The organism is Bartonella sp. CL266QHHD, assembly GCF_042195355.1.
Lineage (GTDB): Bacteria > Pseudomonadota > Alphaproteobacteria > Rhizobiales > Rhizobiaceae > Bartonella.
This window is the reverse complement of record NZ_JBHIOD010000012.1, coordinates 1-15,897: the sequence shown is the minus strand read 5'-3', so window position 1 is coordinate 15,897 and position 15,897 is coordinate 1. Positions and strand designations below refer to the sequence as shown.

General features: G+C 36.8%; 11 protein-coding genes and 1 pseudogene. 8 read left to right on the top strand and 4 right to left on the bottom strand.

All coding sequences use genetic code 11. From position 1 onward, the window contains the following. Window positions 1-819 precede the first annotated feature (819 nt). Complete coding sequence (locus ACFIK7_RS00630) at window positions 820-1,851, top strand: aspartate-semialdehyde dehydrogenase (protein ID WP_273791468.1); 1,032 nt, start codon at window positions 820-822, stop codon at window positions 1,849-1,851. A gap of 283 nt (window positions 1,852-2,134) precedes the next feature. Here ACFIK7_RS00630 and ACFIK7_RS00625 read toward each other — a convergent pair whose 3' ends face one another. Further along, complete coding sequence (locus ACFIK7_RS00625; RefSeq protein ID WP_273791469.1) at window positions 2,135-2,773, bottom strand: SH3 domain-containing protein; 639 nt, start codon at window positions 2,771-2,773, stop codon at window positions 2,135-2,137. A gap of 503 nt (window positions 2,774-3,276) precedes the next feature. On the opposite strand from ACFIK7_RS00625, the gene ACFIK7_RS00620 reads away from it, so the two are divergent. The 3 genes from ACFIK7_RS00620 to ACFIK7_RS00610 all read left to right on the top strand — a co-directional run bounded on the left by ACFIK7_RS00620 (window position 3,277) and on the right by ACFIK7_RS00610 (window position 5,851). Further along, window positions 3,277-4,095 (top strand): MetQ/NlpA family ABC transporter substrate-binding protein, encoded by an 819-nt coding sequence (locus ACFIK7_RS00620; protein ID WP_375662746.1) that lies wholly within the window; start codon window positions 3,277-3,279, stop codon window positions 4,093-4,095. A 69-nt stretch (window positions 4,096-4,164) separates the two neighbouring features. Further along, complete coding sequence (locus ACFIK7_RS00615) at window positions 4,165-5,199, top strand: methionine ABC transporter ATP-binding protein (RefSeq protein WP_273791471.1); 1,035 nt, start codon at window positions 4,165-4,167, stop codon at window positions 5,197-5,199. Next, window positions 5,192-5,851 carry a methionine ABC transporter permease gene (locus tag ACFIK7_RS00610; protein WP_015856780.1) on the top strand — a complete coding sequence of 220 codons (660 nt, stop codon included), beginning with the start codon at window positions 5,192-5,194 and terminating at the stop codon, window positions 5,849-5,851. Before ACFIK7_RS00615 ends, ACFIK7_RS00610 begins: the two co-directional genes overlap by 8 nt. 866 nt (window positions 5,852-6,717) lie before the next feature. On the opposite strand, the gene ACFIK7_RS00605 is transcribed toward ACFIK7_RS00610, so the two are convergent. After that, a complete protein-coding gene (locus ACFIK7_RS00605) occupies window positions 6,718-7,197 on the bottom strand; it encodes a MaoC family dehydratase (protein WP_273791472.1) in 480 nt (159 codons plus the stop codon). Between the two features lie 163 nt (window positions 7,198-7,360). Here ACFIK7_RS00605 and ACFIK7_RS00600 point away from each other — a divergent pair, with 163 nt between their 5' ends. Beyond that, window positions 7,361-8,695 carry an NAD(P)H-dependent oxidoreductase gene (locus ACFIK7_RS00600; protein WP_375662745.1) on the top strand — a complete coding sequence of 445 codons (1,335 nt, stop codon included), beginning with the start codon at window positions 7,361-7,363 and terminating at the stop codon, window positions 8,693-8,695. Window positions 8,696-9,594: 899 nt separating this feature from the next. Here ACFIK7_RS00600 and ACFIK7_RS00595 read toward each other — a convergent pair. Next, window positions 9,595-9,864, bottom strand: a complete 270-nt coding sequence (locus ACFIK7_RS00595) for a hypothetical protein (protein ID WP_375631492.1) — start codon at window positions 9,862-9,864, stop codon at window positions 9,595-9,597. A gap of 2,282 nt (window positions 9,865-12,146) precedes the next feature. Between ACFIK7_RS00595 and ACFIK7_RS00590 the strand changes: the two genes are divergently transcribed. From ACFIK7_RS00590 to ACFIK7_RS00580, 3 genes are read left to right on the top strand one after another with little or no spacing between them, the layout of a single operon-like run. Then, a complete protein-coding gene (locus tag ACFIK7_RS00590) occupies window positions 12,147-12,890 on the top strand; it encodes a creatininase family protein (RefSeq protein ID WP_273791688.1) in 744 nt (247 codons plus the stop codon). Between the two features lie 21 nt (window positions 12,891-12,911). Next, window positions 12,912-13,934: a CobW family GTP-binding protein gene (locus ACFIK7_RS00585; protein WP_375662744.1), complete on the top strand. Its 1,023-nt coding sequence runs from the start codon at window positions 12,912-12,914 to the stop codon at window positions 13,932-13,934. Window positions 13,935-13,944: 10 nt separating this feature from the next. After that, window positions 13,945-14,916 carry a WD40 repeat domain-containing protein gene (locus tag ACFIK7_RS00580; protein WP_375662743.1) on the top strand — a complete coding sequence of 324 codons (972 nt, stop codon included), beginning with the start codon at window positions 13,945-13,947 and terminating at the stop codon, window positions 14,914-14,916. 508 nt (window positions 14,917-15,424) lie between these two features. Here the strand turns inward: ACFIK7_RS00580 and ACFIK7_RS00575 are convergent. Beyond that, window positions 15,425-15,897: pseudogene (locus ACFIK7_RS00575) on the bottom strand (hypothetical protein); the annotation flags it as partial.

Genomic DNA, 15,897 nt, shown 5'->3' with positions numbered 1-15,897 from the left:
AAACAAAAGGCTCTCCAAACAAGCCTAAGAATATTCCCACACACTAAAAAAACACTTAAATATATCGAGAAAGATTAAAGATCTTATACCACCATACTACAAAGATTGATATTTATAGCAAAATAGGATTAAAGTAAAAATAAGAAATATAAAGTAAAAAATAGACACGAAAAAAATATATGTATAACTTTCATAAGAATTTATCTATATATGGATACTTAAGTTTATTCTGTTGTGCCATAAATTCTATCATTTAAGGTATGAGGGCATGAAGCACGCATACCTCCTTGAAACATTCAAATGTTTTTTAGATACCCAATATCTTTTTAAATATTTTTAGGCCTGCTTGTTGAGCCTTTAGTTTAAGTGAAAAATGGGAAGCCGCTAGAATCTAGCTGTTTACAGACTGTAATAGGAAGCTTCGCTTTTAAAGGCATAGGGAGAAAATCAAATAATTCAACAATTAACAGATAAAGTATTAAAAGATTCCACCAACGCGATACGTAATACCATCTTTAAAAAATTCAAAAGTGTGAAGGTAAACAATTGACAGAAGATAAGGAATTCACTTAATTAAAGTGTTTTCTAAAGAGATAATAGCTTAGCGTAAAATATTCAATTTTTTCAATTCTGAAAGATTAAAAAAGACGTATCATTTGAAATAAAACAATTTATTGTGCTAACGATGATGATTGCTGTGCACAAAATTGAGTTGTTGAAAATCAAAAATATAATTTAATGATGTTCCTTGACCAACTCACTCTCTCCTGAGTATAGCACGGGGAATAAATGTGGAGAGACATGAGGAGTATATAGAAAATGAGTTTTAAAGTTGCAATTGTCGGCGCGACCGGAAATGTTGGTCGTGAAATGCTTACAATTTTAGAAGAACGTGGTTTTCCTGCGCATGAAATTGTCCCTCTAGCATCACGACGCTCATTAGGACAAGAAGTTTCTTATGGAGATAAAACTTTAAAAGTAAAAGCACTGGATACTTACGATTTTTCTGACACAGATTTTTGTCTTATGTCTGCGGGAGGAAGCATTTCCAAAGAATACGCCCCTAAAATCGCTGCTGCCGGCTGTGTCGTCATCGATAATTCCTCCACGTGGCGCTATGATGCCAATGTTCCGTTAATAGTCCCTGAAGTCAATGGCGAAGCTATAAATGCCTTTTCTAAGCGTAATATTATAGCAAATCCTAATTGTTCAACAATTCAACTGGTCTTAGCTTTAAAACCTCTCCATGATGCTGCAATCATTAAACGTGTTGTTGTCTCTACATATCAATCGGTTTCTGGAGCTGGTAAAGAAGGAATGGACGAACTTTTCGAACAATCACGTGCAGTTTTTGTTGCAGACCCAATTACATCAAAAAAATTCACTAAACGTATTGCCTTTAATGTCATTCCTCATATCGATGTTTTCATGGAAGATGGTTATACAAAAGAAGAATGGAAAATGACGGTTGAGACGAAGAAAATTCTCGATCCGAAAATTAAATTAACGGCCACTGCTGTTCGGGTCCCTGTCTTTATCGGTCATGCCGAAGCCGTCCATGTTGAATTTGAAAAACCACTAAGCGCATCTGAAGCACAAGCGCTCCTCCGCGATGCACCAGGCTGTCAGCTTATCGATAAACACGAAGATGGTGGTTATACCACACCTTATGAAGGTACCGGAGAAGATGATACCTTTATTAGTCGTGTTCGTGAAGATATCACCGTTGAAAATGGTTTAGCTTTCTGGGTTGTCGCCGATAATTTAAGAAAAGGAGCAGCATTGAATGCCGTTCAAATTGCTGAATTGCTCATTTCTCGTAATTTGATAAAGCCTAAGTCCGCAAATTAATGCCCTGTCCGAAAAGATGAAGAGCCCTAACCGGTCTGTCAAAAGTCCGGCTTCTCTTCAGTATAATCTTTTCCAGCTGAGGATTCATATCACCATCCTAAAGAACCGTAATTCGAGGTATTGACAAATTTTACTCTGAATATCCTTGAATGCCTCACCACCTTAAGTTAAGCATTGCCGCCTTAATACCATTTTACGGTACAATAGGATCAGCAGCATAAGCATTTTTTGCTTTATGCTGCTGATCCTATTTGTCATTCCGGTTGTGAAATTAACTTTACCCTTATCGAGCAGGATAGGTCACGACACGGTAACGCGTTTCATTACGTTCAAAATTTTTGTAATTGACATTATTAGGAAAGGAGGGATTATAAGCACTCACGTGCTTTACAGAAACGCCTTGTGCTTTTTGCGACGGATTTAAAATTGTTCGTTCATCCCTTTTTTTAACACCTGTAGAATCGATAATCACATCTGTTCTGTATAGTTTTTGCATATTTTTCCGTGTTTTTTGAATCGCCGGAAGAGCTTTAAAGTCGGAAACAGCCTGTTTTACTTTTTCTTTTGGCGATTTTACCATGGCTTTTGATTTTACAGGCATCCTTTTAAAAGCAATGGTAGGAACATTGTTAACATTGACGTAACGTGCAGATGCCCAACCAACTTTTCCGTGATAACCAAGAGAACACCAAGTTTTATTGGATAGGCAGCCATAAATTTGCACTTTTGCTCCCATTGGAACCATTGCGATAACTTTATAAGCTGTCGCAGGACCTGTGCGTAAAGATACCTGACCTGATGCAACACGAGCAACTGTTCCTGTAATGGTTCCAGCTTCTGCGTGAAAAGCAGTCACAGCCACCTCTGACGCTCCCAAAGCCCATAAAATCATTGTTGTTGATAAAAATTTCTTTCTTAACATTATTTTTCTTCCTCTCTAAAACATGTGAAGGGCAAAATTTCGCCTTTACAAAAATTTGCCGCGTTTAAATCCAATGATCAGCAACCTTTATCCCCCCAAAGACCCCACAACATTGCAACAAAATCTCTCTTTATCGCCTACACGAACACGGCCTTTTGATCTTGATTGCGCAGTATGTTCTTCATGAATTTACGGCTAAAGCATCATCTGATTGTCCGGTTCTTCAACCAATCGTCCCTTAAAGAAGTTTTTTAAGTGTCATTGGTTCCCTCAACAAATGATTGCAATAGAAGAATTGATTGCCCGAATTTCAGAGCATTTCTGAGAATGAATGATGATCAGCCCTCAAAACAACTAAAATAGAAGGAAAAATAATACTCTTTGAAAAATAAAAGTGATTGAATATTCTCTAAAGCTTGTATAACTTTAAATCTCCCTAAAAAAATACAGAGCATATTGACACTTCCCTCAAAAAATCTCCTGGAAAAGAAAGTTAAAAGTACATGACATTAAAATTTTTTTCTCGTAGTCGGATTATAGGATTATTCCTCTCTCTCTTTGCTCTTTTTTTATCTACGGTCTTTGTCATGGCTACAGACAAATCAAAAATCAAACTTGGTATTATGGAAGGGCGGGATGCGATTATTTGGAAAACTGCTGCTGAACAGGCTAAAAAAGACGGTTTAGATATTGAACTCGTTTATTTTTCTGATTACGCTTTGCCTAATGACGCTGTTAACGCAGGAGAGATCGATGCGAATGCTTTTCAGCACGCCCCTTATCTTAATGAACAAATGAAACAACGTGGCTATAAACTTTCAATTGTCGGCTATACATTTATTGCTCCAATCGGTGTTTATTCACACAAAATAAAAGACTTAAAAGATCTTCGTGATGGTGCACATGTTGGTATTCCGAACGACCCATCTAATGGTGGAAGAGCCTTACTTCTTCTCAATTCTTTAGGTCTCATTAAATTAAAAGATTCTCATAATATTCTTGCATCTCCGCTTGATATTATCGAAAATCCTAAAAACCTGCAAATTCGTGAGCTCGATGCCGGTATGTTAGGGCGAGCTATTGACGATTTTGATCTTGCAATTATAAACACAAACTGGGCTATTGTTTCCGGATTAAACTTCGAAAAAGATGTAGTCGCATGGGAGAGCGCAAAAAATAATCCTTATGATAATATCATCGTTGTACGCACGAGCGAAAAAGATGAGCCATGGGTTAAAAAATTAGTTGCCGCTTACAATAACGATCTTATCCGTGCAAAAATCAAAGAGATTTTTGGCAAAACCGCCCAAACATCTTGGTAATTGTGCCAAATATCCGAGTAATTGTGCCAAATGTCCGAGTAATTGTGCCAAATGTCCGAGTAATTGTGAATGGAAAAACCTACTCTTATCTCCTTAAAAAACATCAGCCGTTGTTTTAACAAAACGGCTGGTATTCCGGTAATTAATAATCTCTCTTTAAATATCCATGCTGGTGAAATCCTTGGCATTATTGGGCGCAGTGGAGCAGGAAAATCAACACTTATCCGCTGTTTAAATGGGTTAGAGAAGATTGATGCAGGGTCCATTTTTTTTGAAGGTGTTGATATTTCCAATCTATCAGAGATAGAATGGGCGCCTTACCGTCAACGAATTGGGATGATTTTTCAACATTTCAATCTTCTCTCATCGCAAAATATTCTTGATAACATTGCATTGCCGCTTAAATTAAGTGGTGTAAGTAAAAAACAACGCCACAAACGTGCCCTTGAACTGATTGAATTGGTTGGGTTATCTGGGAAAGAATATTGCTATCCGGCACAATTGTCAGGGGGGCAAAAACAACGCGTTGGCATTGCTCGTGCGCTCGCTGCTAATCCTAAAATATTGTTATCAGATGAAGCTACCTCTGCTCTTGACCCTGAAACAACACAATCTATTCTAGAGCTCCTTGCTGATATTAATAAACACCTCAATCTCACGATTGTGCTCATCACCCATGAAATGGAAGTTGTGCGCACCATAGCGCATCGCGTTGTTGTTCTTAATCAGGGGAACATTGTAGAAGAAGGACGTGTGAAAGACATCTTTACATCACCGCAAGACGATACAACCATAGCCATGCTCAAGCTTGTCACCCCGCAACTTCCTGAAAAATTTGCGAAAAATCTCAAACCAATCGGGCGAGAAGCTGTCATTGAAATTAATATTGCCGGTGAAATTGCCCAGCAGCCTTTTCTTCATCTTCTAGAAAATGAGAGTGGTTTAAAAGCACGTATTTTGCATGGTGGCATTGATACAGTTCAAGATGAAACCATCGGGAGACTCTTCTTGGCTCTTCCTGGAGAAGATAAAGAAGCTTTAGAAAAAGCTGTTCAATGGTTAACGAAAAAAGGACGATATTGTGAGGTCTTAGGCTATGTTTAATGTTCTGTCTCATGAACTTCCCCAAGCTGTTATTGATACAATATTGATGACACTTAGTGCTTCTTTTATGGCATTTATTATAGGGCTTCCCCTTGGTCTTCTTCTTCACACAACAGCACGCGGGGGGATTTTTTCCTCATCTCTCATCAATCGCCCTTTAAGCATGATCATTGACAGTATTCGTGCCATTCCCTTTATTATTCTTGCATTTTATCTTCTTCCCGTTACGCGTATCGTTGTAGGAAGAGGGATAGGAATGCCTGCTGTAATTTTTATACTGACCATTTCAGCTATCCCTTTTTATGCACGCATGGCGGAACTCTCTTTTAAAACCGTTGAAAACGGTCTTATTGAAGCGATCCGCTCTATGGGGGCAAGCCGTCTTCAAATTATCAGACATGTTCTTATTCCTGAAGCTCTCCCTAGCCTGATTACAGGTTTTACAGTCATGGTCATTTCTCTCATAGGAGCCACCTCACTTGCTGGATATCTTGGTGGAGGCGGTTTAGGGGATATGGCAATCCGCTACGGCTATCAACGCTATAATACCTTCATCATGACCATCGTCATCATCCTTTTGATCATGCTCAATATTATAACCCAATGGACTTCTGATAAAATCGTACAAAAACTTGATAAAACAAAACATTAAAAGACTTAGAATTTCACATGCCAATACCATCATCCTCTTTGCCACTTCCAAAGTGCTTCCCCCTTGCCTATCGAAAACGCTCATAAGAGATTAGGAACTTTTTTCTTAAACAGTTTTTATCTCTTCCCATCCGTTTGTAAAATGAAAGAAAATAGTTTTAATTGATTGAATATAAAAGGGGATAAAATAAGAGATCTCACAGTATGTGAGACTCTCTCTTAACATAAAAATGATAAATTATCATGTCAAATTAAGACATTGGTCACGACCTTTCCCAACCTTAGAGAACATATTGAACTTATATAGAATCAACCAAAACCTCTCGCTTGCACGTTACAAGCGGGAAGAGCTGGGTGAGTAAAAACTATATAAGAAAAGAAGGCAGGCATGCCTCTTATGAATTATCTCAAGCGCCAAGACCTGTCTTAACATTGGCGGTTAGCATATAATATGATGGTGTCGGCTTTCTTCTTTACAAAGCATAAAGATAGGGGTGCTCAATGGCTTTATCATTATACCATTCACAGGCGCCATTGCGAAATGGGTGTAACAAGCGTTGAGAGATGTTTCTTTAAAATAAGCCCGTGAATTGACAACGCAAGTATATTCCATTTGAAGCGTTCTGTTTTACGTGATGGGTATGATCCCATTAAAGAACGCTATAAACAAAAGCGTGAAGCAATGCACTATCTACATTAAGAAACTCCTCTTCAAAACGATCTAGGAAAATAGCAACCTGCTATGGCCATCAACGCTATGATAGCTCCACTATATCTATCATCCTATAGATTATTCTCAATATTATCATTGAAGAAACTTCTAATAGAATTGTATAAAAATTTTATAAAATAAAGCACTCAAATAATCTAGATATTGGAAGGTTTTTCTTCCAAAATAGCAACAATAAGCCATTGAGCTGTAAGAGCTGGTTTTTTTAACTTTTCAATTTCCACCGTAACCCCATAATGGAAAACCACTCGACCAGAAGGGCGAATTTCTGCGTCGTCTAACACAAAACGCGCACGTATCCGTACCCCTGTTTTCACAGGACTCATGAAGCGTACTTTATCGAAACCATAATTAATCCCCATTGTGCTCCCTTCTAACTCTGGAAGCGCCTCATAAGCGAGCGTAGACAAAAGCGATAATGTTAAAAAACCATGAGCAATCGTGCCGCCAAAAGGTGTCTTTTTAGCCTTTTCCTCATCAACGTGTATCCATTGATGATCATCTGTAGCACATGCAAACTGATTAATCATATCCTGTGTAACAAGACGCCACTCCGATAATCCCATTTCTTTCCCAATAAAACTGGTGACATCTTGTACTGCTATTTTTTGCTGCATAACGCTATTCCTATTTTATTTGATAAAAGCAACCACCCCTCTTGCTTTTATAAAATCCATTGATTAGAGCATCAAGAATAAAAGATTAATTGTCTTAAAAACAAATGCACTTTATGAATGAGAAAAGTTCTTTAGCAGAATAGTTTTCAAATGGGAAAAAAGAATGGCAAGCAATGTGAACCTAACAGGTTTAGCGCATGATTTAAAACAACGTGCAGAAAAGCATCCCCCCATCCGTATTGGACTGATTGGTTGTGGTGAAATGGGCACAGATTTATTATCAAGTATTGCACATATGGATGGTATAACAGTCGCAGCTGTAGCCACTAGAACGCCGTCACGTATTTTTGATGCCGCTACACTAGCCTATGGCGAGGGTGGACATGTCTGTGAAGTTGAAAATACTTATGCTCTCACGCAAAGCATTGAAAAAAATTTGATTGCAGCAACAGATGATATTAACCTTGTTTTACGTCATGAACAAATTGATATTATCGTTGATGCAACAGGCTATCCCGAAGCAGGAGCAGAAATTGGTATCAAAGCGCTTGAGAATAACAAACATCTTGTCATGATGAATGTTGAAGCAGATGTTACAATTGGCGCTTATCTCAAACATGAAGCAGAAAAACGAGGGCTTATTTATACACTTGGTGCCGGCGATGAACCAACTGCTTGTATGGAACTCATAGAATTTGTTTCAGCCCTTGGACATAAGATTGTTGCAGCGGGTAAAGGAAAAAATAATCCTCTGCGCTTTGATGCTACACCTGACGCTTACGAAGAAGAAGCATACCGGCGTAATATGAATGTGCGCATGTTGGTCGAATTTATTGATGGTTCCAAAACGATGGTTGAAATGGCAGCCATTGCCAATGCCACCGGACTTCTCCCCGATTGCCCAGGAATGCATGGACCACGAGCAGCGCTACAAGATTTAAACAAAGTGCTTATTCCAAAACAAGATGGGGGCATTTTACAGCAATATGGTGTTGTAGATTATTCAATAGGTCTAGGTGTTTCACCTGGTGTCTTTGTCATTGCCGAAATAGCACACCCGCGTTTACGCGAACGTATGGAAGATTTAAAAATTGGTCAGGGGCCTTACTTCACCTTTCATCGCCCCTATCATTTAACAGCAATGGAAGTTCCCCTCACCTGCGCACGTATTATGCTTTATGGCAAAAAAGATATGGTTCCTCTTAGCCATCCCGTAGTAGAAGTCTGTGCTGTTGCTAAAAAAGATTTACATCCAGGTGATCAGCTAGACTTTATCGGTCTTTATACTTATCGTGCTTGGATAATGAACATTGCAGAAGCACGCGCTCACCACGCCATTCCTTGTGGTCTTTTGGAAAAAGCAACAGTAACAGCCGCAATTAAAAAAAACGAACTCATTACAGTACATAATACTGCTATTCGTGAAGATCAATGGATTGCACGTCTTCGTGCTAAACAAGACCTTTTACTTCATTGCCCTTCTTCCGCTAAGCTATAAACACTCCTAAATTACTTTACTTAACAGTATCCTTCCCTTACGCAACAGAACAACCCAGAATACACTTGTATCAAAAATTCAGGCTTCTGTTTTAATAAAAGCATTTTCCAACGACGCACATCACCACTTCGCTCTCACAATATGTCCCGTAAATGCGACAGTATAAACCACCCCATGAGATGGCATAAGGTTCATTGTGTATCACTATCTTTGCTCTATAAAGCTACAAACTGGCATCATCATTTTATTTGCCAATATTACAACAGCGCATAGCACTTGAGATAATTCATGAGAAGAATTTTTACTCTTTTTTTCTTTAATAATTTTGTCCATACACGAACACAACTTGTTATACGTAAAAAATACTTTTGATGGATTTAACATCAAACAAATTTGAAATGATAAATAATAATTTCTCATTTTTCTTATTGCATGAGAGCCATGAATACAGGGATATTTTTTATTTTATCCCCTTATGAAAGATAAAAAATTTAAAAAGGATAAAATATACCTTTGATGAATAATCTTCATATGAGAGAAGGTAGACAATATTAAAAGGCTGTTAGAGAGAGTGATTATACTAGCCTTATTACTAGGATAATAACCATAGACTATAAAAAATCAGGTTACACTACTTTGTAAAAAAAATATAAATGTAAAACATTGAACTTTAATAATGTTAATAAAAGCTACATTTATTATTAAGAATAGTAATTTTATTATCAAATACAGTATAAATGATTTCAAGTATGTATTTTTTTCAACATAATGAAATGAACAAAAAAGTCATCGACTTTATCGATGATCTTTCTATTAAAGTGTAACGAATATTCCCCAAAGAGATAAAACAGCACCTAATACATCCCCAATACATAAAGAAGCAAGAAGTGATAAAATACCTACCCCCCCCAAAAAGCTGAACCTGAAAAGGCAGCAGCTTTTTCAGCTTTCCCCAAAGCAATACCATCTTGTTCCTCAACGCCTTGAATAACTGCTCTATTCACAGTTTTAATAGCTACATTTTTTTCTAATGTAGAAATAGTAATTGCCATTCTCTCTTGAAATTGATTTTTTAAAAAACTTGCATTTCCCGCTATAGTTTGTACAAAAAAAAGAATAAATAGTGTAAAAGTGAATGAACATACACGATTTTTAAATATTTTAAACATAGCTTTCTTTGCTCCTCTTTTTCTTCACTGAAAAAATGAAGTAATCTTCACATATATAAAAAACAAAACTTATATTTAATCATTTATATAATCAGACATAATAAAATATTATATGTAATTTTGTTATTACAATATAACACATTATGTATTACATGTAAATACACAAAAAACAATAAATGATAAAAACGATTTATTCCTTTTACATTATAATAACTTAAGATACTAACAGTAATATTTTGTCATTTTTTATTTCTATTCTTCAAAGTAATAATAATTTATAAAATTTCTCATTATAATAAATATTAAAAAACAAATTCATTTAAAAAGTTAAATAATAGAGATTTTATAAATAATTTAAAATGAAGTTTTAAAGAACTATATCATTTAAAACTGTCAATATAATGATAATACTTATATATTATTTAAATAAAAACAAAAATAGAATATTGTTAGTGAATCTTTTATTATATAACTCATCAGTAATATTGAAACATAAAATTGGTATCGAATAAAAACCTTGATCTAAAACAAGTTTATCCTAATAAATAAACCTTAAAATAGTGTACTCTTTTTCTATAAAACAGGTATAAATTATAAAAAGCAATTAAGATCTCTATTTTCAAATGGAAGAGACGTTAATAAAATGATTCTCAACTTTTACTGATATATAAAAAGAAAAAAATACTGCTAGCATCTTAAAAAAGGTAATTCAGCCCCCTTTATCCCATACAGCATAAAGAACACAAAATATTGACTTTCAAACCTAATAAAACAAACGCATGAAATAAGTAAATCTATCAGATTTACAAAAAAAATATAAGCAATACTAGAACACCAACAAACTACCTAAAACCAGATAAAAAGAGAGTCATGAAAAATGAGATGATCCCCAAAATACTAAAAAAACTTTCTTTCTTAATTTTCATAAAAGTTATTCCATATTTTTCGTCAATATTGTAGATCACAACCATATTTATATTTTAAGTAATTATATTTACTCTATATTAGTAACAAATAATTCTCTTTGAACGAAATTTTTAGCAATATTCACATAACTGTCTTCAATTTGTGCAAAATAAATAATAATAATAAAGAATTAATCAAATTCTTGAAAGAAAAGGAATAGAGAAACTTACTAAAAAATTGCATTTTTAAAATACCAACTTAAGTAAGCACATTGAAAAAATAACGCCATGAAAACTGATATTGAATGATAAATTCATCAACCGATCACTTTAATCGCAAAATATTAATCTATAATAATAATTTATTGTTTTGCATGTTGAATGAGAAAGCTGACGATTATAAAACTCTCTTAATTTTAACTCTGTTTATATTGAATCAATCAAATTTCTTCACTTGCAAATCACAAACGAGATCGGTGTGTGTGTGTAAACACACTTGAAGAAAGGAAAATATCACTTATGAGGTATTTTAACTAACAAGCGCTGTTAACACAGTATTGAAAACTAGCAAAGTGAATGATGATACCCATTTTTACTTTAAAAGTGTAAATATGGTGGAACACAATAGATTTTATATTATAAGGCTTTACCGTTATACTATTCACGGGCGCCGTTGCAAAATAGGCTTGGATACCTTGAGAAATGTTTCTTTAAAACAAAAGCGTCAATGTGCAACACAATGGCGTTCTGTTTATTATGTATCCAACGGTGTTTCTTACTGAATCATCTTATAAACTGCTCTATGAGATTACAAATTCATCTTACGTGAATTCTTCCCTTTATATTTATTTTTTCTCATGAACACTAAAATCTGTTAAGACACTATCCAAAGTAAAATCAATCAACAAATATTTCTATTCTTTTGTAATATACAGATAATTGAATAGAGTTCCTGATTGCAACAAAAGTCTGTACTATTGCAATAATAGAAATACTTTGATTATCCTCGCTCTATAATAAAAAAGAATATGTAATTTACAGAAAAAATTACATTTTTAATAAATAATGAAAAATAATTTTTCATTATTTATGTGAAGTATTTAATATGCATAAATATTTATTTATTAAAAAATGATAATATACATCAGAAATACTTACAAAAGACAACTATCTTGAGAAAGATTGCCTAATATTACAGAAAAGTTGCGTTGGCATTGCTCAATAAAAGCTTCTCTATTTTTAACAAAGCTCTCATTTTTATGCATCCATATGTGATGTAAAAAGACGCCTATTTGCGTTTCTCTTATAGATAGATTAAATAGTGACAGCACCTTCGATCACTTTGTCTATGTTAACTTCTCTTTTAGGCAATAATTTATGGTATCTAACAAGCCTTTTCTCGCTCTTTTACCTTTGGGCGCACACGAATATCACGGAGAGCACCTTCCTTTCGAAACCGACTGGATTATTGCTGAAGCTTTTGCAAAAGCCCTCACTTTACAAACAAAAGAGCAGTTTCATATCGCACTTTTACCGGTTGAAAAGATTGGCTATTCTATAGAACATATGGATGTTACAGGTACACAAACTCTTACCTTTTCCGATGCGATTAAGCGATGGATAAAGATTGGTGAAAACTGTTATCACAAAGGGATCAACCGTCTTCTTCTTCTCAATGCTCACGGAGGCAATTCACCTTTAATGAGCATCGTTATCACCGAATTACGAAGGCGCCTTTCCATGCTCGCTGTAGCAACAAGCTGGAGCCGTTTTGGTTTACCACAAGGTCTCATAGAGCCGTCTCAACAACATCTTGATATCCATGGAGGCTTTATCGAAACCTCTCTCATGCTCTATTTAGCACCAGAAAAAGTCCATATGGAAAAGGCAAAAAATTTTCATAATAAACAAGCGGATATGATTGCCAATTATCGATATTTACGTGCTTATGGTCCTCATGCCTTTGGTTGGACAATGCGAGATCTGAACACGCAAGGTGCGGCAGGAAACGCAAGCAAAGCAACACCACAAGCCGGTGAAGCAATCTTTTCTCATGTTCTGTCTCAGCTTCGTGATTTACTTGATGATATCAATCGATTTAACATAAACACATGGCAATAAAGAACAATAAAAGGTCTCTCCATGGAAACGACACACCCAAAAAAACTTCCCGTTACGGTTCTCACAGGCTATCTTGGTGCTGGAAAAACCACCCTTCTCAACCGCATTCTCAGTGAAAATCATGGCAAACGTTATGCCGTCATTGTCAATGAATTTGGTGAAATTGGTATTGATAATGACCTGATCATTGAATCAGACGAAGAAATTTATGAAATGAATAATGGCTGTGTTTGCTGCACCGTACGTGGTGATCTCATTCGCATTCTGGAAAGTCTGATGCAACGTTCTCATCGATTTGATGCGATCATTATAGAAACGACAGGGCTTGCTGATCCCGTTCCTGTAGCACAGACCTTTTTCATGGATGATACTATCCATGAAAAAACAGCTCTCGACAGTGTCATAGCGGTCGTTGATGCAAAGCATTTTCCCTCTCAACTGAAAACAAGTCGTGAAGCTGAAGATCAAATTGCCTTCGCGGATATTATTCTTTTAAATAAGATTGATCTTGTCACCCAACAAGAACGCAGCCATGCTGAATCCCTTATTCTCGCCATTAATCCCAGAGCCATAATTTACGCAACAGAGCGCGTTAACATCCCTGTTGATAAACTCCTCGATCGTGGCTTCTTTGATCTCCAACGCACTTTAGATAATGATCCCCATTTTCTTGACCATCATCACGCAGATCATGTATGTGGTCCCGATTGTAATCATGATCATGACCATCATCACGCATCCCCCATTCATGATATTACCATCACTTCTGTAAGTTTAAAAACAGGTGTTCTGCAACCAGAAAAGTTTTTCCCTTGGATCCAGCAGGTTACACAGCAACAAGGACCTGATATATTGCGCCTTAAAGGCATTATCGCCTTTCAAGGAGACGATGATCGTTACGTCATTCAAGCAATACATATGCTTCTTGAGGGACAACATCAACGCCCATGGCGTGAAGATGAAAAACGAGAAAGTCGCCTTGTTTTTATAGGACGCTCTCTTGATGCTGAAAAATTAAAAACTGGTTTTGAAAATTGCGCATAAGTGAGTGATAATGCCAAACATTACCCATTATGATCTCAAAAGTTACTGCCTTTCCTGCGGTTTTATAGGCAATAAACCAGCCTTTGTTTCCGTAGAAGGTTTCATTGTTTTTTTTAATCCAGCCCCACAAATCGTTGAAGTTCACCAAGGAATAATTTCAAGCCATTTTTCCCATGACAATACCGCGATCATCACCGGTGGAGAAGATGGAAAAGTCTGTCAAACAACCGCAGCAGATCACACGGAAGTGTTAAGCCAAAAAGAACGCAAATGGATAAACAACGTTGCTTTTGGTCCACAAAAAGCTTTTGCTTTTTCCTCCTCACGTCTCGCATTTGCGCATGTTGGAAAAGAACAACAAGAGCTCACACATGAACGTAGTGTAGAAGGACTCGCTTTTGCCCCAAAGGGTTTACGACTTGCCGTTGCCCATTACAATGGCGTCACTCTTCATTGGTTATCAACGCAAATATCTCCCACCACATTGGTATGGAAAGGAGCTCATTGTGGCGTCACCTTTTCACCAGACAACCGCTATGTCATTTCCACGATGCAAGAAAACGCCTTACACGGTTGGCGTCTCACTGATAATCAACATTTACGGATGAGTGGCTACCCAAGCAAAGTCAAAAGCTGGTCTTGGAGCGCAAAAGGAAAATGGCTAGCAACATCAGGTGCCTCTGCCGCAATTGTTTGGCCCTTTCATACAAAAGACGGCCCCATGGGAAAAACACCTCTAAAACTAGGCACACGAGCAAATGCGCTTGTTAGCACCGTTTCATGCCACCCAAACAAAGAAATTGTAGCAATAGGCTTCAATGATGGAATGATTTTAGCGGCACATTTTCATGATGGAAAAGAAGTCCTTCTAAAAGGTTATGGAAAAAGCGCTATCTCAGCACTTAACTGGGATCAAGCAGGGCAAAACCTCTCCTTCGGTAGCGAAAATGGTGAATGTGGTATAATCAAGATCACTGATTAAATTAAGCACCCAAAAGCGCAATCATCGCCGATAAAGAATGCCCACACAATCCTCCAGAAATCTTATCCCCTTGCATCTCTAGAGCTCTCAGAAATCCTATCTCCCTAGCCCCCCCAAAAGTCTCCTAAAATCTTCGTAATCATTAAATCTTCTCTTTTCCTTTCCTCCCCCCCCTTTAGACAAGAAAATACCTTAGACATGTTTTTTGACCTTTTAACATTGCTACCCCCATACAAGAATAAAAACATCACCCCTAAGACCGAAAACCCCACTCCCTATCAACATCTATATAGGCTACATACTTCCACAAAAGCATTTTTCTTAAAAATTCGGCAAAAAATAGCTGATATCATCATTAAAACAACGATTTATTCCTACGATCAGAAGAATGGAATTCAACACTATTTTCCTAAATAAAATTTTTTTGATTTCCCTCTCTAAAGAGCAAGGTTGCCTACTAGCAGCCTTCTAAACTGCAGTTTTTTTCCTAGAAAATTCCATCTAATAATCATTTCATAGAGTTTCTATCACCGTCTTCTGTTCCGGTATCTCCTTCATCTCCAGATTCTGTCCCCACTCCTTCTACCCCTGTTGAACCTGTACGTCCTTCTGTACCAACTGTTCCAGAGGACCATTCTTTTGTGCAACCTATGCCTGCACCGTTTGTTCCAGTTGAAGATTCTACTGATGAAGTGCGGCCATCTGAGCCTCCTGTTCCGGAGGACACTTCATCTCCAGATTCTGTCCCCACTCCTTCTACCCCTGTTGAACCTGTACGTCCTTCTGTACCAACTGTTCCAGAGGACCATTCTTTTGTGCAACCTATGCCTGCACCGTTTGTTCCAGTTGAAGATTCTACTGATGAAGTTCGGCCATCTGAGCCCCCTGTTCCGGAGGACACTTCATCTCCAGATTCTGTCCCCACTCCTTCTACCCCTGTTGAACCTGTACGTCCTTCTGTACCAACTGTTCCAGAGGACC